General features: G+C 67.6%; 15 protein-coding genes. 11 read left to right on the top strand and 4 right to left on the bottom strand.

Annotated features, from left to right (window positions below):
• Positions 1-149: 149 nt before the first annotated feature.
• Positions 150-683: a MarR family winged helix-turn-helix transcriptional regulator gene (locus ACWPN8_RS09475; protein ID WP_109446337.1), complete on the top strand. Its 534-nt coding sequence runs from the start codon at positions 150-152 to the stop codon at positions 681-683.
• Between the two features lie 99 nt (positions 684-782).
• On the opposite strand, the gene ACWPN8_RS09470 is transcribed toward ACWPN8_RS09475, so the two are convergent.
• On the bottom strand, positions 783-2,096 hold the full coding sequence (locus ACWPN8_RS09470; RefSeq protein WP_492240613.1) for a pentapeptide repeat-containing protein: 1,314 nt from the start codon (positions 2,094-2,096) through the stop codon (positions 783-785).
• Between the two features lie 188 nt (positions 2,097-2,284).
• On the opposite strand from ACWPN8_RS09470, the gene phoU reads away from it, so the two are divergent.
• Together phoU and ACWPN8_RS09460 are read left to right on the top strand one after the other, a co-directional pair.
• A complete protein-coding gene (gene phoU, locus ACWPN8_RS09465; protein ID WP_109452707.1) occupies positions 2,285-3,004 on the top strand; it encodes a phosphate signaling complex protein PhoU in 720 nt (239 codons plus the stop codon).
• Between the two features lie 290 nt (positions 3,005-3,294).
• Entirely contained in the window at positions 3,295-5,532 is a 2,238-nt protein-coding gene (locus tag ACWPN8_RS09460) for an anthranilate synthase (protein ID WP_492240612.1), read from the top strand.
• A 52-nt stretch (positions 5,533-5,584) separates the two neighbouring features.
• Here ACWPN8_RS09460 and ACWPN8_RS09455 read toward each other — a convergent pair whose 3' ends face one another.
• Positions 5,585-5,833 carry a DUF2312 domain-containing protein gene (locus tag ACWPN8_RS09455; RefSeq protein WP_012973951.1) on the bottom strand — a complete coding sequence of 83 codons (249 nt, stop codon included), beginning with the start codon at positions 5,831-5,833 and terminating at the stop codon, positions 5,585-5,587.
• 385 nt (positions 5,834-6,218) lie between these two features.
• On the opposite strand from ACWPN8_RS09455, the gene ACWPN8_RS09450 reads away from it, so the two are divergent.
• The 8 genes from ACWPN8_RS09450 to ACWPN8_RS09415 all read left to right on the top strand — a co-directional run bounded on the left by ACWPN8_RS09450 (position 6,219) and on the right by ACWPN8_RS09415 (position 12,645).
• Positions 6,219-7,367 carry a Re/Si-specific NAD(P)(+) transhydrogenase subunit alpha gene (locus tag ACWPN8_RS09450; protein WP_492240611.1) on the top strand — a complete coding sequence of 383 codons (1,149 nt, stop codon included), beginning with the start codon at positions 6,219-6,221 and terminating at the stop codon, positions 7,365-7,367.
• A gap of 26 nt (positions 7,368-7,393) precedes the next feature.
• Complete coding sequence (locus ACWPN8_RS09445) at positions 7,394-7,813, top strand: NAD(P) transhydrogenase subunit alpha part 2 (RefSeq protein ID WP_045582195.1); 420 nt, start codon at positions 7,394-7,396, stop codon at positions 7,811-7,813.
• A 4-nt stretch (positions 7,814-7,817) separates the two neighbouring features.
• Positions 7,818-9,212: an NAD(P)(+) transhydrogenase (Re/Si-specific) subunit beta gene (locus ACWPN8_RS09440; protein WP_492240610.1), complete on the top strand. Its 1,395-nt coding sequence runs from the start codon at positions 7,818-7,820 to the stop codon at positions 9,210-9,212.
• 99 nt (positions 9,213-9,311) lie between these two features.
• Positions 9,312-9,599 carry a DUF1330 domain-containing protein gene (locus ACWPN8_RS09435; RefSeq protein ID WP_109096623.1) on the top strand — a complete coding sequence of 96 codons (288 nt, stop codon included), beginning with the start codon at positions 9,312-9,314 and terminating at the stop codon, positions 9,597-9,599.
• A 155-nt stretch (positions 9,600-9,754) separates the two neighbouring features.
• Positions 9,755-9,883 (top strand): hypothetical protein, encoded by a 129-nt coding sequence (locus tag ACWPN8_RS09430; protein WP_282188102.1) that lies wholly within the window; start codon positions 9,755-9,757, stop codon positions 9,881-9,883.
• Positions 9,884-10,066: 183 nt separating this feature from the next.
• On the top strand, positions 10,067-11,107 hold the full coding sequence (locus ACWPN8_RS09425; protein WP_492240609.1) for an ABC transporter substrate-binding protein: 1,041 nt from the start codon (positions 10,067-10,069) through the stop codon (positions 11,105-11,107).
• A gap of 30 nt (positions 11,108-11,137) precedes the next feature.
• Positions 11,138-11,890, top strand: a complete 753-nt coding sequence (locus ACWPN8_RS09420; protein WP_492240608.1) for an ABC transporter permease — start codon at positions 11,138-11,140, stop codon at positions 11,888-11,890.
• A complete protein-coding gene (locus ACWPN8_RS09415) occupies positions 11,878-12,645 on the top strand; it encodes an ABC transporter ATP-binding protein (RefSeq protein ID WP_109096620.1) in 768 nt (255 codons plus the stop codon). The genes ACWPN8_RS09420 and ACWPN8_RS09415 overlap by 13 nt, the downstream gene beginning before the upstream one ends.
• A 12-nt stretch (positions 12,646-12,657) precedes the next feature.
• Here ACWPN8_RS09415 and ACWPN8_RS09410 read toward each other — a convergent pair whose 3' ends face one another.
• Together ACWPN8_RS09410 and ACWPN8_RS09405 are read right to left on the bottom strand one after the other, a co-directional pair.
• The gene (locus ACWPN8_RS09410; RefSeq protein WP_492240607.1) at positions 12,658-13,872 is read right to left on the bottom strand and encodes a threonine ammonia-lyase; all 1,215 of its coding nucleotides are present in this window, start codon (positions 13,870-13,872) and stop codon (positions 12,658-12,660) included.
• The gene (locus tag ACWPN8_RS09405) at positions 13,869-16,700 is read right to left on the bottom strand and encodes a penicillin acylase family protein (RefSeq protein ID WP_492240606.1); all 2,832 of its coding nucleotides are present in this window, start codon (positions 16,698-16,700) and stop codon (positions 13,869-13,871) included. Before ACWPN8_RS09405 ends, ACWPN8_RS09410 begins: the two co-directional genes overlap by 4 nt.
• Positions 16,701-16,863 lie beyond the last annotated feature (163 nt).

Here is a 16,863-nt window from a genome sequence, read left to right as displayed (position 1 = left end):
CCACTCGTGTCAAGGTGGTGTTACCAGACAGGCATGGACCCGGTGGATGCACTGCGGCGGCGTCGCCTCGACAGGCGGCTGTCCGTCCAATGCAGCCGGCGGGCTGGGGTGGCTGTGGGCACGGGAACGACGGCAGAGAGATTGTCGGTATGGAGGCGTCTGTCAAGGGGTGGGAGTCGGAACGCCCCGGCGAGTCGGAAGACGCGGCCGGTTCGGCCGACGGTGCTTTATCGTTCGTCGTCCGGGACGTGAATCGCGCCTTCGCCCGCGCCCTCCAGACACGCATCGCGCGGTCGGGGGTCAGCATGGGGCAATGGTTCTTTCTGCGTGCCCTGTGGGAAGAGGACGGATTGACCCAGCGGGAGCTAAGTCACCGCGTGGGCATGATGGAGCCGACCACGGTCACCGCGGTCAACGTGATGGAGAGCCAGGGGCTGGTTCAGCGCGTGCGCAACAGCCATGACCGCCGCAAGATGAACGTCTTTCTGACCGACAAGGGCCGGGCCCTGCGTCAGACCATGATGCCCAGCGCGTCGGAGATCGCCCAGATCGCCATCGACGGCATTGCGCCGGCAGATCTGGACCTGACTCTGGAGGTTCTGCGCCGTGTCGGCGCCAACCTCAACGCCGCCTGTGCGGCTGCCCGTGACGGCGAAGACGGCGGCGGACGGGACGAGAGGTAGCGCTCGGCCGCTTCGGACCTCCGCTCCCTCCGTCCCGTTTCAGTCGATCTCGGAACACCTGCCCGGAGCGGCCGTCCTTTCGATCAGCCGCCTCTCGGGTCAATCGTCGTCCGGGTCCGGTGGCGGCGGCAGGCTGGCACCCGTCAGGTTGGCACCGGTGAATTTCGCGTCGCGGATGTTGGCGTCGCTCAGGATCGCCCCGGTCAGGTTGGCGTTGCTGAAATCGCAGTCGGACAGATTGGCCCCGCGCAGATTGGTACGGACGCAGGAACTGCCGGTCAGCTTTGCACCGGTCAGGTTCGCCGCCCACAGGCGACCGGTCGGCTGGCCATCCGGTCCCTTTATATCGACCCAGCCGACTCCTGCCCCGTCCAGCCGGATCCCGGTCATGTTGGCGCCGCGCAGATTGGCGCCGTCCAGGATCGCTCCGCTGAAATCGGCGCCGTCCAGCACCGCTTCGGAGATGTCGCACATGATCAGCAGCGCCTCGCGCATCTTGGCGCCGCTGAGATTGGCCCGCTTCAGATTGGCGCCCGACAGGTTGACCCCCGTCAGGTCGATGTGGCTGAGGTCGGCAGCGGTCAGGTCGGCCCTGGCGCCCATTGTCCCATTGGTGTTGATCCAGGTGTAATGGCTGTGCAGCGCTTGCTGGATCTGGACCGAGAAATTATCGGCCGACCGCGCCAGATTGGCGCCGGTGGTGTCGGCTCCGGCCAGATCGGCACCCTCCAGCTTCGCCCCCTGGAGGTCGGCGTTGCGCAGGTTGGCTCCGGCCAGCATGGCGCCGGTCAGGTTGGCGTCGCGCAGCACCGCTCCCTGCAAATTCACGCCCGACAGGTTGCTGCCGCGCAGGTCGGCGCGGGCGAGATTGCAGCTTTTCATGCTGGCGCGCATCAGCGTGGCGCCGGTCAGCAGCGCACCCTCGCAATCGGCGCCATTCATCGACACGTCGGTCAGGTCGGCGCCCGACAGGTTGGCGTTGTTCAGGGACGCATCGTCGAAATCCGTGCCCGACAGGTCGGAGCGGACGAAATCGAGCCCCTTGCCATTCTTGCCGCCATGTCCGCCATACAGCAGGGCGCCGCCGCGCAGGTCGGCCTCCTTGAGGATCGCGCGCTTCAGCTTGGCACCACGCATATGGGCGCCGCGCAGGTCGGCGCGATAGAGGTTGCAGCCCGACAGGTCGGCCTTCGTCAGGTGCGCGGCGAACAGGTCGGCGGTGCTGAGATTGGCGTTCGACAGGTCGCAATGGGACAGGTTGGCGCCGGACAGCTTGCCCTGGGCCAGATTGACCCCGGACAGGTTCGACCCTTCCATGTTCGCCATGGTCAGGTTGGCGCGCGAACCGCCCGACTTGCTCTTCAGCCAGCGCTCGTGCTTTTCCAGCACGGCAACCAACTCGTGCGGTGTCATCGATCCTGTCCGGTCTGCATGGTTGCGTGGTCCATCGATAGACCAGTGTTCCGAAATAATCTATGCCAAAGGTTAATGCCGCTTCCAGTGCTGCGGTGGCTTGGCGTCGACGGCGTCAGGCCCCATCTGCGGGGCGCCGGGCGCGGAAACGCCGGTCGCAGCCAAGTGAGAACAAGGAGTTGGGGATTATGTCGGGTGGACACACGCTTGCTGCTTTCGATACCGAACTGGCGGCGCTGCGCAGCGCCATCGACCGCATGGGCATACTGGTGGAGCGGCAGGTCGGGCTGGCGCTCGATTCGCTGGCCGGCCCCGATGCCGATATCGCCGGCGAAGTGCTGAAAGGCGACGCCGAGATCGACCGGCTGGAGGCGGAGGTGGAGGCGATGACCGTCCGTCTGCTGGCCCTCCGCCAGCCGATGGCGAAGGATCTGCGCGAGATCGTCGCCGCTTTGAAGATCGCCTCCAACCTTGAGCGCATGGGCGATTTCGCCGGCTCGGTCGCCAAGCGCGCGGTCACGCTGTCGACCCTGCCGGTGGCTCCGCCGGTTGCCTCGCTGGTCCGCATGGGGCGGATGGTGCAGGCGATGATCGGCGACATGCGCCGCGCCTATACCGAACAGAATCCGGAGCTTGCCACCTCCGTCCGTGACCGCGACGGGGAGGTGGACGCCGCCTACACCGCGCTGTTCCGCGAGTTCCTGACCTACATGATGGAGACGCCGGCGCAGATCACCGGCTGCACCCACCTGCTGTTCGCCGCCAAGTCGATCGAGCGCATCGGCGACCATGCCACCAACGTGGCGGAGAACATCAGCTTCCTGGTCAAGGGCCGTCTGCCGTCGGACGAGCGCCGCAAGGAGGACCTCAGCAGCTACGCCGTCGCCCCGCCGCAGGATCGGGTGTGACAGGGAACGCTTGAAAGGGAGCACTTGACAGGCAGCCCGCCCTGTGTTGCGGTTGCGGTCATGAACATGTCCTCGCCCCTCCTGTCGCAGCATTGGTGGTGGCCCGTCTCCAACGGGCCGGCCTGGCGACGCGCGTGAGCGTGGATTGAAAACAAAAGGCCGCCCGGTGCATCCGGAGCGGCCTTTTTTCCTGACCCGTCACAGCGGGTCGCCCAGCGGAAGAACGGACAGGCAGGCGGAAGCACCGGGTGGCGTCACCGAAAAGACGCCCGAACCGGAGCACCGCCGTCATGATCCCGTCCCACCTGTTCCTTGCCGATCCTGCCTTCCTCGATCCGTTCGCGGCCACGACCGGTGGTGGCCTCGGCCTGCACCGCACCGCCGAGCCGGTGGTGCCGGCCGAGGCGGTCGATGCGCTGGTCACTGCGCTCGACGAGCGGCGCGGGCTGCTGCTGTCCGGCGGGGTGGAGGCGCCCGGCCGCTACCGGCGCCAGGCGCTGGGCTTCGTCGATCCGCCGCTGTCGGTGACCGCCCGCGGCCGGACCGTGCGCATCGATGCGTTGAATCCGCGTGGGCGCCTGCTGCTGCCGGCCGTGGCCGGGGCGTTGGACGGGCATGAGGCGCTCGTCGGGCTGGAGATCACTGCCGGCCGGGTCACCGCCCTGGTGCGCCGTCCGGCCGGGGTCTTTGCCGAGGAGGAGCGCAGTCGCCAGCCTTCCGTTTTCAGCGTGCTGCGGGCGCTGATGGCACTGTTCGCCTGCCCGGACGAGCCGTTCCTGGGGCTTTATGGTGCCTTCGGCTACGATCTCGCTTTCCAGTTCGAGCCGATCCGCCGCCGGCTGGTACGGCCGGACGACCAGCGCGACCTTGTGCTGTATCTGCCCGACCGGCTGCTGGTGGTCGACCATGCCGCCGGGGTGGCGCGCCGCTTCGCCTACGAGTTCGTGGTGGACGGCGTCTCGACTGAGGGTGTCGCGGGTGGCGGGAGGGCCCATGGCTACCGACCCGACACCAACGCCGCCGCGGAGTGCGACCATGCCCCCGGCGAGTACCAGCAGGTGGTGCGGGCGGCCAAGGAGGCCTTCAACCTCGGCGACCTGTTCGAGGTGGTCCCCGGCCAGACCTTCGCCGAACCCTGCGCCGACAGCCCCGCCACGATCTTCCGCCGTCTGCGCACTGCCAACCCCGCCCCCTACGAGGCGTTGATTAACCTCGGCGACGGCGAGTTCCTGGTCGCCGCCAGCCCGGAAATGTATGTGCGTGTCGGCCAGGGGCGGGTGGAGACCTGTCCGATCTCCGGCACTGTGGCACGCGGAAGCAATGCGCTGACCGACGCGACGCAGATCCTGACGCTGCTGAACTCGGCCAAGGATGCGGCGGAGCTGACCATGTGCACCGACGTCGACCGCAACGACAAGGCGCGGGTGTGCGAACCCGGCTCCGTCCGCGTGATCGGCCGGCGGATGATCGAGCTGTATTCCCGCCTGATCCACACCGTCGATCATGTGGAAGGGCGGCTGCGCGAGGGTTTCGACGCGCTGGATGCCTTCCTCACCCACACCTGGGCGGTGACGGTGACCGGTGCGCCCAAGCGCTGGGCCATGCAGTTCCTGGAGGATACCGAACATTCGCCGCGCCGCTGGTACGGCGGGGCGTTCGGACGCATCGGCTTCGACGGCGGGATGGACACCGGGCTGACCCTGCGCACCATCCGCATGAAGGACGGGGTTGCCTTCGTCCGCGCCGGCGCCACCCTGCTGTCCGACAGCGATCCGGATGCCGAGGACGCCGAGTGCCGGCTGAAGGCGTCGGCCTTCCTCGACGCGGTGCGCGGTGCCGGCCCCCGGCTGTCGGTGGTTGAGAGCGGTGTCCGGTGGAGCGGGCAAGGGAGTGGCGAGGGCAAGCGGGTGCTGCTGGTCGATCATGACGACAGCTTCGTCCATACGCTGGCCGACTATTTCCGGCAGACCGGCGCCAGCGTCACGACGCTGCGTCACACCCACGCGCGTGCCGCCCTGCGCAACGATCCGCCCGACCTGCTGGTGCTGTCGCCGGGACCGGGGCGGCCGGCCGATTTCGATGTCGGCGGCAGCGTGCAGGCAGCGCTCGATCTCGGTGTGCCGGTGTTCGGCGTCTGCCTGGGACTGCAGGGCATGGTCGAGCATTTCGGTGCGACGCTGGACCGCCTGCCGGAGCCGATGCATGGCAAGGCTTCAAGCTTGCGTCATCAGGGGAGCGGGCTCTTCGACGGGCTGCCGCAGGGGATGCGGGCCGGCCGGTATCATTCGCTGGTGGCGCGGCGCGACAGCCTGCCGCCGGACCTGCGGGTGACGGCGGAGACGGAGGACGGGACGGTGATGGCGATCGAGCACCGGTCGCTGCCGCTGGCTGCCGTGCAGTTCCACCCCGAATCGATCCTGACTTTGGATGGTGCTGGCGGCGGGGCCGGTCTGGCGTTGATCGCCAACGTCATGGGGACGTTGGCGGGGCGTGCCGGCGAGGCGCTTGAACGCGAAGCGGCGGCCTGATGGGGCCGCCGCTTCGGTAAATCCTGTGGCTTGGGCGAGTGGCGGAAACCCGTCACTCCACCATGCCCAGCGCTTCCTTGTAGAGTTCGAGGATGGCTTCCTGCTCCTGGCGGTCGGCCTTGTCCATCTTCCGCAGGCGAATGATCTGCCGGATGATCTTGGTGTCGAAACCGGTGCCCTTCGCCTCGGCGTAGACTTCCTTGATGTCTTCCTGCAGACCGCGCTTTTCCTCTTCGAGACGCTCGATGCGCTCGACAAAGGACTTCAGGCGATCCGCCGCGATGCCGCCGACGTCGGACATGGCAAAACCTCAAACGATGGGGGTGTTCGTGAACGGGGCGGGACAATATCGGCGGGCGGGGAGAATGGCAAGCCGGCGATGTGCCGCGCCGGTGCACGGCAGGGGCACGGCTGCGTCATCGCGTCGCGGCAATTCCTTCGTACAAGCGAAAGCGTCGCCGGAATTTGAACAGCCCGTGGCTGATTTGTCTGTTCCGATGAAACAATCGTACGATAGGCCTACGCAGCCATTCCCTTTGTTGCGGCGCACCCAATAGGCTGGTATTACCATCGGTGGGTTCGGCTTCACAAAGTCACATGGATCCGGCATGTATGCGCGTCGTCTGTGCCGATAACCCATGGGGGATGCCGGGATCGGCGTATTTGAGGCAGGGGAGTTTTATCTAATGAAAGTCGCCATTCCAAAGGAGCGACGTGCGGGCGAACTTCGCGTGGCCGCCTCACCGGAAACGGTGAAGAAACTGAAGGGGTTGGGACTGGACGTGGTGGTGGAGAGCGGGGCCGGTCTCGGCTCCAGCATCACCGACGCAGCCTTTGAGGCGGCGGGGGCCGTCATCGCCGCCGACCAGGCTTCGGCGCTGGCCGATGCCGACATCGTGCTGAAGGTCCAGCGCCCTCTGATCGCTGCGGAAGGTGGTGAGGACGAACTGGCGCTGATCCGCAAGGGCGCGCTGCTGTTCGCCATCCTCAATCCCTACAACAGCCGCGACCATGTGAAGGCCTACGCCGATGCCGGCGTGAACGCCTTCGCCATGGAGTTCATGCCGCGCATCACCCGTGCCCAGGTCATGGACGTGCTGTCCTCCCAGGCCAACCTCGCCGGCTACAAGGCCGTCGTCGATGCCGCCTCGGAATATGGCCGCGCCTTTCCGATGATGATGACCGCCGCCGGCACCGTGCCGCCGGCGAGAGCCTTCATCATGGGCGTCGGTGTCGCCGGCCTCCAGGCCATCGCCACCGCCAAGCGCCTCGGCGCCATCGTCTCGGCCACCGACGTGCGCCCGGCGGTGAAGGAGCAGGTTCAGTCGCTGGGCGGCAGCTTCGTCGCAGTGGAGAACGACGAGTTCAAGCAGGCCGAGACCGCCGGCGGCTATGCCAAGGAGATGTCCGACGACTACAAGCGCCAGCAGGCAGCCCTGGTCGCCGAGCACATCAAGAAGCAGGACCTCGTCATCACCACAGCACTGATCCCCGGCCGCAAGGCGCCGATCCTGGTGACGGCGGAGCATGTGGCGTCGATGAAGCCGGGCTCGGTGATCGTCGATCTGGCGGTGGAGCAGGGCGGCAACGTCGAGGGCGCCAAGCTGGGCGAGGTGGTGACCACGGCCAACGGCGTGAAGATCGTCGGCCACGCCAACTATGCCAGCCGCATCGCCGAGAGCGCGTCGCTGCTCTACGCCAAGAACCTGCTGGCGCTGCTGACGTCGCTGCACGGCAAGGACACTGGCATCGTCGTCAACTGGGACGACGAGATCGTCAAGGCCATCGCGCTGACCCGCGACGGCGCCGTCGTTCACCCCGCCTTCGCCGGCTGACCGGGCGCCCGAGGAGACTTACCGCAATGGATCAGACCCAACTGTCCGCCCGTATTGCCGAGCTGAAGGCGAACCTCGCGGCGCTCGGCCAGCAGGCCGACCAACTGGCCGCCCAGGTCGCGCACGCGGCGCAGCCCGCCGCGGAGGCCGCCGGCGGTCATGGCAGCTTCTTCGTCACCGGCCTGACGGTGCTCGTGCTGGCCTGCTTCGTCGGCTACTACGTCGTCTGGCGCGTCACCCCGGCCCTGCATTCGCCGCTGATGGCCGTCACCAACGCCGTGTCGTCGGTCATCATCGTCGGCGCGCTCGTCGCCGCCGGCCCGGCCGGCTTCGGCTTCTCCAAGGTCCTGGGATTCCTCGCCGTCATCCTGGCGTCCGTCAATATCTTCGGCGGCTTCCTGGTGACCCAGCGCATGCTCTCCATGTTCAAGAAGAAGGGCAAGTAAGACCATGGAAACCTTGTCCGCCCTTCTCTATCTCGTCGCCTCCATCTGCTTCATCATGGCGCTGCGCGGGCTCTCCAGCCCGGAGACCTCGCGCCAGGGCAACATCTACGGCATGGTCGGCATGACCATCGCCATCCTGACCACGCTGGCCTCGCCCATCGTCCAGTCCTACTGGATGATCGTGCTCGGCATCGCCATCGGCGGCGCCATCGGTTACGTCGTCGCCAAGAAGATCGAGATGACGGCGCTGCCGCAGCTCGTCGCCGCCTTCCACTCGCTGGTCGGCCTCGCCGCGGTGTTCGTTGCGCTCGCCGCCTTCTACTCGCCGGAGGCCTACGGCATCGGCCTGCGCGGCGCCATCGCCAAGGGCTCGCTGATCGAGATGGCGCTCGGCACCGCGGTCGGTGCGATCACCTTCACCGGCTCCATCGTCGCCTTCGCCAAGCTCCAGGGGCTGGTCACCGGCAAGCCGCTGGTCTTCCCGATGCAGCACCCGCTCAATGCGGCGCTGGGCGTGCTGACCGTCATCCTGATCATTTGGCTGGTACAGTCGAACGCCGATGTCGCGATGTGGCTGATCGTCGTCGTGGCGCTGGCGCTGGGCTTCCTGCTGATCCTGCCGATCGGTGGCGCCGACATGCCGGTGGTCATCTCGATGCTGAACAGCTATTCGGGCTGGGCGGCCTGCGGCATCGGCTTCACGCTGCAGAACAACCTGCTGATCATCACCGGCGCGCTGGTCGGTTCCTCGGGCGCGATCCTGTCCTACATCATGTGCAAGGGCATGAACCGCTCGATCTTCAACGTCATCCTCGGCGGCTTCGGCGGCGAGAGTGCCGCGGCCGGCGGTCCTGCCAAGGGCCCGCAGGGTTCGGTCAAGGCCGGCTCGGCCGAAGATGCCGCCTACATCATGAAGAACGCCCAGTCGGTCATCATCGTCCCCGGCTACGGCATGGCGGTGGCCCAGGCCCAGCATGCGCTCCGCGAGATGGCCGATGTGCTGAAGCACGAGGGCGTCGACGTGAAGTACGCCATCCACCCGGTGGCGGGCCGCATGCCCGGTCACATGAACGTGCTGCTGGCCGAGGCCAACGTGCCGTACGACGAGGTGTTCGAGCTGGAGGACATCAACCGTGACTTCGGCACGGCGGATGTCGCCTTCGTCATCGGCGCCAACGACGTGACCAACCCGGCCGCCAAGACCGATCCGACCAGCCCGATCTACGGCATGCCGATCCTGGACGTGGAGAAGGCCAAGACGGTGTTCTTCATCAAGCGCGGCATGGCCGCCGGCTATGCCGGTGTCGAGAACGAGCTGTTCTTCCGCCCCAACACCATGATGCTGTTCGGCGACGCCAAGAAAGTCACCGAAGAGGTGGTGAAGGCGATGGAAGCCTGACCGGCACATCAAGCGGTTGACCGGAACGGGCGCGGGAGGCGAGGCTTCCCGCGCCCGTTCCTTTTGGGCTCAAAGACCATCAATGAGGGTGTGGAACCGATGACCGCCTACATCATCGCCGACGTGCGTGTGACCGATCCGGTCGCTTATGAGGTCTACAAGTCGCTGACCCCCGACGCGATCGCCAAGAACGGCGGACGCTTCCTCAGCCGTGGCGGCGAGACGGCGGTGCTGGAAGGTGGGTGGCAGCCCAACCGCATCGTCATCCTCGAATTCCCCGACGTGGCGGCTGCCAAGGCCTTTTACGACAGCCCGGAATACCGCAAGGCCCGCGAGGCCCGGCGCGATGCCGCCGATTTCAAGATGATCGTGGTGGAGGGGCTGTAACCTGCACCCTGTAGCCATCAGGGAAGCCGTTACCAAGCGTTACACAGAACCGTCCGCGGGACACATCGCCGCAACACGGCACCGCTAACGCTTACCGTCACCGAAAGCCGGCGGCTGCCTTACGCCGGCTTCCTCATAGTGACGGAAACCCGACCATGGATGACGACGATCTCTGCGACCCGCTCGATTCGCACATCACGCTCTGGACGCGCATCGCCATGGCGATCCTGATGGTGGGAGTCTCGCTCTGCGGCGTGTCGCTCTACCTGCTGACCGAGACCTGAAGCCGAACCGCCAGCGCCGCGCCGAACCCACATTTTCCGCGGTTCCAGGCGGTTTCGGCCCAAGGATAATACGATGATAACGTGTTAAATTGCTAATTCCCTTTTCCTGTTATGTGAAAATCTCTCTTCCCCATTCGGGCAACCGTGCTAAATAGCTTCGGAACCTTAGCCGAGGACGATCCGATGCTCCGCTTGACCCGTCGCTCCACCCTTGCCGCCCTGGTCGCCCTCGCGTCGGCTGCCGCGTCGACCGCTGCCGTCATGCCGGGCACCGCACACGCCGCCGACCCGGTGAAGCTGGAAATCGGCTATATTCCCATTCTCGCAGCGTCGCCGCTGTTCATCATCGATGGGCAGGGCTGGGCCAAGGATGCCGGGATTGCGCTGAAGCTGACCCGCTTCGAATCCGGCCCGCACGCGATCCAGGCAATGGCCGCCGGCCAGATCGACCTGCTCTATGCCGGTGTCGCTCCCGTGCTGGTCGCCCGCACCAAGGGTGCCGACATCTCGGTCATCGCCAATTCAGCGGTGGAAGAGATGGTGGTCGCCGCCCGCGGCCCCTTCGCCAAGGCGGTGGGCACCACGCCGACCGCGGAGTCCTTCAAGAAATTCGCCGCCGACACCGGCCGCAAGCCGAAGATCGGCACCCAGCCGCCGGGCTCGGTTCCCGATACCGTGCTGAAGCACTGGCTGTTCAAGGTGGTGAAGGTCGATCCCGCCGATGTCGAGCTGGTGCCGATGGGCATCGAGAAGACGCAGCAGGCCCTGCTGGCCGGTGCGCTCGACGCCGCCACCATCCGCGAGCCGACGGTGACCGTCACCCAGCAGATGGATCCGAACGTCATGCTGGTCGCCACCGGCGCGCAGATGTTCCCGGACCAGCCCGGCACCGTGGTTTCCGCACGCGCCGAGGTGCTGAAGAAGAATCCCGACGCCATCAAGGCGCTGGTCAAGGCCCACATCCGCGCGGTCGAACTGATCGCCAGGGATCCGGCCGGTTCCGCCAAGATCGTGAACAATTATCTCGGCAAGGGCCTGATGGAGCCGGCGACGCTGGAAGCCGCCTTCAAGGGGCCGGGGTCGAAGTTCGTCGCCGATCCGCACACGGTCGTCCCGGCGGTCGAACAGATGATGGCCTACACCAAGGAGATCGGTTCGGCTTCCGAAACCGTTCCGGTGGCCGAGGCCTTCGACTTCAGCTTCTACGACGCTGCCGTCAAGTAAGGCGGCCGTGTGAGGGACATCGACAAGCCGATGAAGACCTATAACAAGATCGCCCTGTCGGCGCTGGGCGTCGTCGTCTTCCTGCTGGCGTGGGAAGCGGTGGCGCGCAGCGGCGTCGTGCCGGCCCGGCTGCTGCCGTCGCCGAGCGCGGTGCCTGCCGCCTTCCTGGCCGAGTTCAAGAGCGGTACCTGGCAGGCGATGGTGCTGGCCAGCCTGTCGCACTATCTGGTCGGCTTGTCGCTGGGCACCTTCCTCGGCGTGTCGTTCGGCACTGCCGCTGCGCTGTGGGGCAAGTGGGACGCCTTCCAGGCCTGGGTCGTGCGCATGCTGCGCCCGATCCCGGCCATTGCCTGGATTCCCTTCGCCATCATCTGGTTCGGCGTCAGCGAGGGGGCGGCGTCCTTCCTGATCGCGCTGACGGTGTTCTGGATCAACTACTACGCCAGCTACGCCGCGGTGCGCGGGGTAGACAAGGACCTGATCGAGCTTGGCTATGCCTTCGGCCAGGGCGGGCTGATCCCGCGCCTGTTCAAGATTATCCTGCCGGGCGCCCTGCCGGGCGTCCTGTCCGGCCTGCGTGCCGGGCTGGGGCAGGGCTGGATGACCGTGGTCGCGGCCGAACTGTTCGGCATCTCCGGCCTCGGCATGCGGATGATGGAGGCGTCGGGCCTGCTGGCGACCCACATCGTCGTGCTCTACATGGTCACCATCGCGCTGCTCTACGGCGTGTCTGATTTCCTGTTCATGCAAGTTCAGTCGCGGGTGCTCTCATGGCAGCGGTGACCCTCTCCAAGACCGCAACCGCCTCCGTCATCGACCTCGAGGACGTGTCCATCGGCTACGGCAAGGATGCGCCGCCGGTTCTGGTCGACGTCAACCTGTCGGTCGAGCGCGGCAGCTTCGTCGCCATCGTCGGCCCGTCCGGTGTCGGCAAGTCGACCCTGTTGCGCGTCGTCGCCGGGCTGCACACTGCGCGCAGCGGCGGCGTCACGATCCACCAGGACCAGCGCCCCGGCCATCGACCGGTCGGGCTGGTGTTCCAGGACTCGCGTCTGCTGCCCTGGCGTCGGGTGATCCGCAATGTGGAATTCGGGCTGGAAGGCCTGCCGGTCAGCCGCGACGAGCGGCGGCACCGGGCGGAAGCCGCGTTGAAGCTCGTGCGGCTCGACGGCTATGCCCGCCGCTGGCCCTATGAGCTGTCGGGCGGCCAGCGCCAGCGCATCGGCATCGCCCGTGCCATGGCGGTCGACCCGGACATCCTGCTGATGGACGAGCCGTTCGGCGCGCTCGACGCCATCACCCGCCACAATTTGCAGGACGAGCTTCGCCGCATCCATCAGGAGACGGGCAAGACGGTTCTGTTCGTCACCCACGATCTGGAAGAGGCGGTGCATCTGGCCGACCGCATCATCGTGCTGGGCGGCACCCCGGCCCGCGTGGTGCGCGACGTGCGCAACAGCGCCGGCCGGGATGGGGCGGTGTTCCGCGATCAGGTGGAGCAACTGCGCTCCGAGATCGCCGACAATTACAGCATCTGACGGGGTGGGGACTTACCCCACCTCCATCATCAGGCTGGTCGGATAGCCGGCGTCCTTCATCCGGGCGATCAGCGCGTCGACATGCGTCTGGTTGCGGGTTTCAAGCACCACATCCACCTCTGCCATCTTCACCGGCACATTGTGGAACAGGCGCTGGTGGTGGACCTCGACGATGTTGGCGCCGGCCTCGCCCAGCAGGCGGGTGACGCGGGCGAGCGCGCCGGGGGCGTCGGTGATGCCGATGCGCAGGCGGACGATGCGGCCCTCATAGACCAGCCCGCGCATCAGCACCTGCGCCATGATGCGGGAGTTGATGTTGCCGCCCGACAGCACGATGCCGACCCTGCGGCCGCGGTAGCGCTGCGGATCCTCCAGAACCGCGGCGAGCGCCGCCGCCCCGGCTCCCTCGGCGACCAGCTTCTGCACGGTGGCGAGGCGGTAGACCGCTTCCTCCAGCCGGGCCTCTCCCACCTCCACCACGTCGTCGACCAGGGCGCGGATGATCGGCAGGGTCAGGGCGCCGGGCGCCTTCACCGCGATGCCTTCCGCCACGGTCGCCCCGCCGCAGGTGATCGGCTGGCCAGCCAGCGCCTGACGCACCGCCGGGTAGAGGCTGCACTGCACCCCGACGATCTCCAGATCCGGCCGCAGCGCCTTGGCCGCCGTCGCCATGCCGGAGATCAGCCCGCCGCCGCCGATGGGCACCACCAGCACGTCGAGGTCCGGCACATCCTCCAGCAGTTCCAGCGCCGCAGTGCCCTGGCCGGCGGCCACCAGCGGGTCGTCATAGGGATGGACGAAGGTCAGTCCGTCGCGCGCCGCCAGGTCATGGGCGAAGGCGGCTGCCTCGCTCAGCGTCTCGCCATGCAGTTCGACGGTGGCGCCCAGATTCTCGGTCCGCTCCACCTTGGTGAAGGGGGTGAAGGCCGGCATGACGATGGTCGAGCGGATGCCCAGCCGCGTCGCGTGGCAGGCCACCGCCTGGGCGTGGTTGCCGGCGGACATGGCGATGACGCCGGCGCGGCGCTCCGCCTCGCCCAGCGACAGCAGCTTGTTCAACGCACCCCGCTCCTTGAAGGAGCTGGTGGCATGCTGGTTCTCCAGCTTCACGTGCATCCGGCAATCCGCCATGTCCCCCAGGCGGGAAGCCGGAACCGTGGGCGTTCGCGGCAGGTGTCCCGCGATGCGCGCCGCCGCGGCGCGCACGTCCTCCAGCGTGATGGTCATTTCGTGTTTGTCCCGGTGTTGCGTGGTGTGAGTGTCAGCACCTCCGCCCCTGCCGAGACCAGCGTGCCACGGTCGCCGGCCATACGCAACGAACCGCCATCGCGCCACAGGGTCACCAGATCGCCCCAGTGGCGGGACCAGATATTGCCGGACTGGCCGGTGGCGATCACGAACCGGGAATTGTCGAGGTCAGCCAGATCGTAGACCGCGCGGAACCCGGCGCCCTGGACATGGCGGAACGGGTTGGCGGGGTCGCGGATGGTGGTCGATCCGCGGTTGACGGTGAAGAAATCGCCGTCGGTCTCCACCGACAGGTCGGCCTTGCCGCCGATCAGCGGCAGGCGGCTCAGCATGCGGTGGACCAGCGCGACGGTGTGGTCGTCGCCCCAGCGCCAGCTCTTCATGCTGGACCCATGGCGTTCGGCCAGCGCCTTGACCGCCGTTTCCAGCGAGCGTCCGATCACGTCGGCGCAGCTTTCCTTCTGCGGCGTGGTAACGTCGTCGCACCATTCCGGCCGGTTGTTCAGGACATGGCGCAACGCCTCCGGCCGCAGGTCCCAGTAGGAGGCGAAGTCGGCACCCAACTCGTCGGCGAAGACCGCACGGACCAGTTCCCGCAGCCACATGTCGAAGATCAGCGGTTCCGGCCGGTTACGGTCGATCCGGCCGTCCCAACCGCGCAGCAGGGCCGCCGCGTCGCTGGCGAGGCCGGGCGGCGTCGGGTATTTCAGCAGGTCCGGCAGGAAGTCGCGGGCGGGCAGGGAGACGATGTCCATCTGCTGGCGCGCCACATCCTCGACCGAATGGCGCCCACCGCCCAGCATCTCGACGATGCGCTTGGCGCGCGAGGGATCCGGCCATTCGGTGGCGAGGCGATAGGGATAGTCGCGCCCGACCACCGCGTTGTTGGCGTTGACGAACTGGCCGGTCGGAGGGTTTACCGCCTGCGGCAGGGCGTAATAGGGCAGGAAGCCGGTCCAGTCATACTCGCCGGTCCAGCCGGGAACCGGCACGCGGCCATCGCCCTTGCGGCGGATCGGCACCCGGCCGGGGGTGATGAAGCCGACCTCTCCGCTCACGTCGGCATAGACGACGTTCTGCTGCGGGGCGACATGCAGGCGCAGGGCGTCGCGCACGCCCTCCGCCGATCCGGCATGGTTCAGGCGGTAGAGCGCCTCCGCACTGGTATCGTCGTCGGCAAGACCGGGGAAGGACAGCGCCAGCACCGGACCGGGCGCCTTGCCGTCAAGGGACGGGGCGTCCAGATCGGAGATGATGGGGCCATGCCGCGTGCTGCGGACGGTCAGCGTCTGCGACGCCTCGCCTGCGATGCCGATGGTCTCGGCACGCGTCTCGAAGGGTTGGGTGCCGTCGGGGGTCAGGTAGCGCGCCGGGTCCTGCGGGTCGGGCTTTTCGACGAACAGGTCCTGGGTGTCGCTGTGGGTGGTGGTGAAGCCCCAGGCGACCTTGCCGTTGTGGCCGAGGATGGTCAGCGGCACGCCCGGCACGGTGGCGCCGGTGACGGTGAAGTCCGGCGTCACGATGCGGGCGAGATACCAGAGGATCGGCGCCTCCAGCCCCAGATGCGGATCGTTGGCGAGGATCGGCTTGCCGGTCGTGGTGCGGGCACCGGTCAGGACCCATTCGTTCGACGCGGTGTCGAAGCCCATCTGCGGCAGGGCCGCCAGGGTGCGGCGCACCGTTTCCCGCAGATCCATGCCGCGCAGGTCGCTCGCCAGCGTGGTGGGAGACCCGGGAACGTCCGACGGAAACAGATCATCGACCTGTTGCGGCGACAACCGTTCCAGAATGCGGGAGCGGAACAGCTCGTCGCGGTAGTTGGCCGACAGTTGCAGCGCCATCAGCTTGGCCCAAACCAGGCTGTCGGCGACAGTCCAGGGCTCCGGCGTGTGGCGCAACAGTTGGAATTCGACCGGCAACGCCTCCGACCGGGTGGCGAGATAGGCGTTCACGCCCTCGGCATAGGCGTCGAAGGCGGTGCGGGCGTCGGGCGACAGGGTGGCGGCCATCGCCTCCTCCGCACGGCGGACGCCCAGCGTGCGCATCAGCCGGTCGGTGCGGAGCGCGAAGTCGCCGTACTTTGTGCCGATCAGCTCGGCCAGCCGGCCGGCCCCGGCCCGGCGCATCGTCTCCATCTGCCACAAGCGGTCCTGGGCGTGGGCATAGCCCAGCGCGCGGTAAGCATCGCGCTCGGTCGCGGCGAAGATATGGACCACACCCTGCTTGTCCCGCACGACCTCGGCCGGTGCGCCGTTGCCGGGGATGGCGACCGCGCCGCTGGTCTGTGGCTGCTGGGCCCGCATCCACACATAGGTGCCGAGCAGACCCGCCGGCGGCAGCAGCACGAGCACGCCGGCGACGGCAGCGACCTTGCCCCAGCGACCGCGCGGCAGGCGCAGGCGTGGGCGCCGGGAGTTGCGAGGGGGCGGCACCGGTTGCGGATGCACGCCGTAGGGCGGCACCGGCTGCTGAGGATAGGGCTGGCCGGGCGGCTGCGCAGCCATCGGATGGGCTGCGGGGGGATAGCTACCCGGCGGATAAGTGCCGGGTGGGTAAGCGTTCGGTGGATAAGCGCTGGGCGGATAGACCGGCTGTTGCGGCGCCTGCGGGTAGGGGGCGCCTGGATAGGGCGTGCCTGGATACTGGACGGGTTGCTGCGTCTGGTGGGACGGCGGTGGATAACCGTCATAGGGCGGAGCGGCAGGCGGGGCAACGGGCGGGGCCGGGCGGGACATCGCACGCGCCAGGGCGGCGCGGAGTTGGAAAGCGCAGGTCTCGCCGGCGCGGATCAGGGAACGGCGCAGCATCACGGTCCGTGGGAGAGAAAGGGGGGCGGCAACGGGCGGGGGCTGCCGGGAGGCTCGGTCGGCGGCGGATGCTAGTCTTCCGGCCGCCGGCCCGTCCAGGGTTGCTTCGGTGGAGTCGGGCGCTTTTTAGCACCGCCGCCGCCGATTCGGGTGGACGATCTGC

It is taken from the genome of Azospirillum sp. UENF 112521 (assembly GCF_058780665.1).
Note: the sequence above shows the minus strand (reverse complement) of the source record. Positions and strands in the feature narration are given on the sequence as shown.

Excerpts from the sequence above, each read along its gene's own strand:
- ACWPN8_RS09430 (WP_282188102.1), top strand. The coding sequence starts at position 9,755 with ATGGATGACGACGATCTCTGCGACCCGCTCGATTCGCACATCACGCTC.
- ACWPN8_RS09450 (WP_492240611.1), top strand. The coding sequence starts at position 6,219 with ATGAAAGTCGCCATTCCAAAGGAGCGACGTGCGGGCGAACTTCGCGTG.
- ACWPN8_RS09445 (WP_045582195.1), top strand. The coding sequence starts at position 7,394 with ATGGATCAGACCCAACTGTCCGCCCGTATTGCCGAGCTGAAGGCGAAC.
- ACWPN8_RS09455 (WP_012973951.1), bottom strand. The coding sequence starts at position 5,833 with ATGTCCGACGTCGGCGGCATCGCGGCGGATCGCCTGAAGTCCTTTGTC.
- ACWPN8_RS09435 (WP_109096623.1), top strand. The coding sequence starts at position 9,312 with ATGACCGCCTACATCATCGCCGACGTGCGTGTGACCGATCCGGTCGCT.
- ACWPN8_RS09420 (WP_492240608.1), top strand. The coding sequence starts at position 11,138 with ATGAAGACCTATAACAAGATCGCCCTGTCGGCGCTGGGCGTCGTCGTC.
- ACWPN8_RS09440 (WP_492240610.1), top strand. The coding sequence starts at position 7,818 with ATGGAAACCTTGTCCGCCCTTCTCTATCTCGTCGCCTCCATCTGCTTC.
- ACWPN8_RS09475 (WP_109446337.1), top strand. The coding sequence starts at position 150 with ATGGAGGCGTCTGTCAAGGGGTGGGAGTCGGAACGCCCCGGCGAGTCG.
- ACWPN8_RS09470 (WP_492240613.1), bottom strand. The coding sequence starts at position 2,096 with ATGACACCGCACGAGTTGGTTGCCGTGCTGGAAAAGCACGAGCGCTGG.
- ACWPN8_RS09425 (WP_492240609.1), top strand. The coding sequence starts at position 10,067 with ATGCTCCGCTTGACCCGTCGCTCCACCCTTGCCGCCCTGGTCGCCCTC.
- ACWPN8_RS09415 (WP_109096620.1), top strand. The coding sequence starts at position 11,878 with ATGGCAGCGGTGACCCTCTCCAAGACCGCAACCGCCTCCGTCATCGAC.
- ACWPN8_RS09405 (WP_492240606.1), bottom strand. The coding sequence starts at position 16,700 with ATGCTGCGCCGTTCCCTGATCCGCGCCGGCGAGACCTGCGCTTTCCAA.
- phoU (WP_109452707.1), top strand. The coding sequence starts at position 2,285 with ATGTCGGGTGGACACACGCTTGCTGCTTTCGATACCGAACTGGCGGCG.
- ACWPN8_RS09460 (WP_492240612.1), top strand. The coding sequence starts at position 3,295 with ATGATCCCGTCCCACCTGTTCCTTGCCGATCCTGCCTTCCTCGATCCG.
- ACWPN8_RS09410 (WP_492240607.1), bottom strand. The coding sequence starts at position 13,872 with ATGACCATCACGCTGGAGGACGTGCGCGCCGCGGCGGCGCGCATCGCG.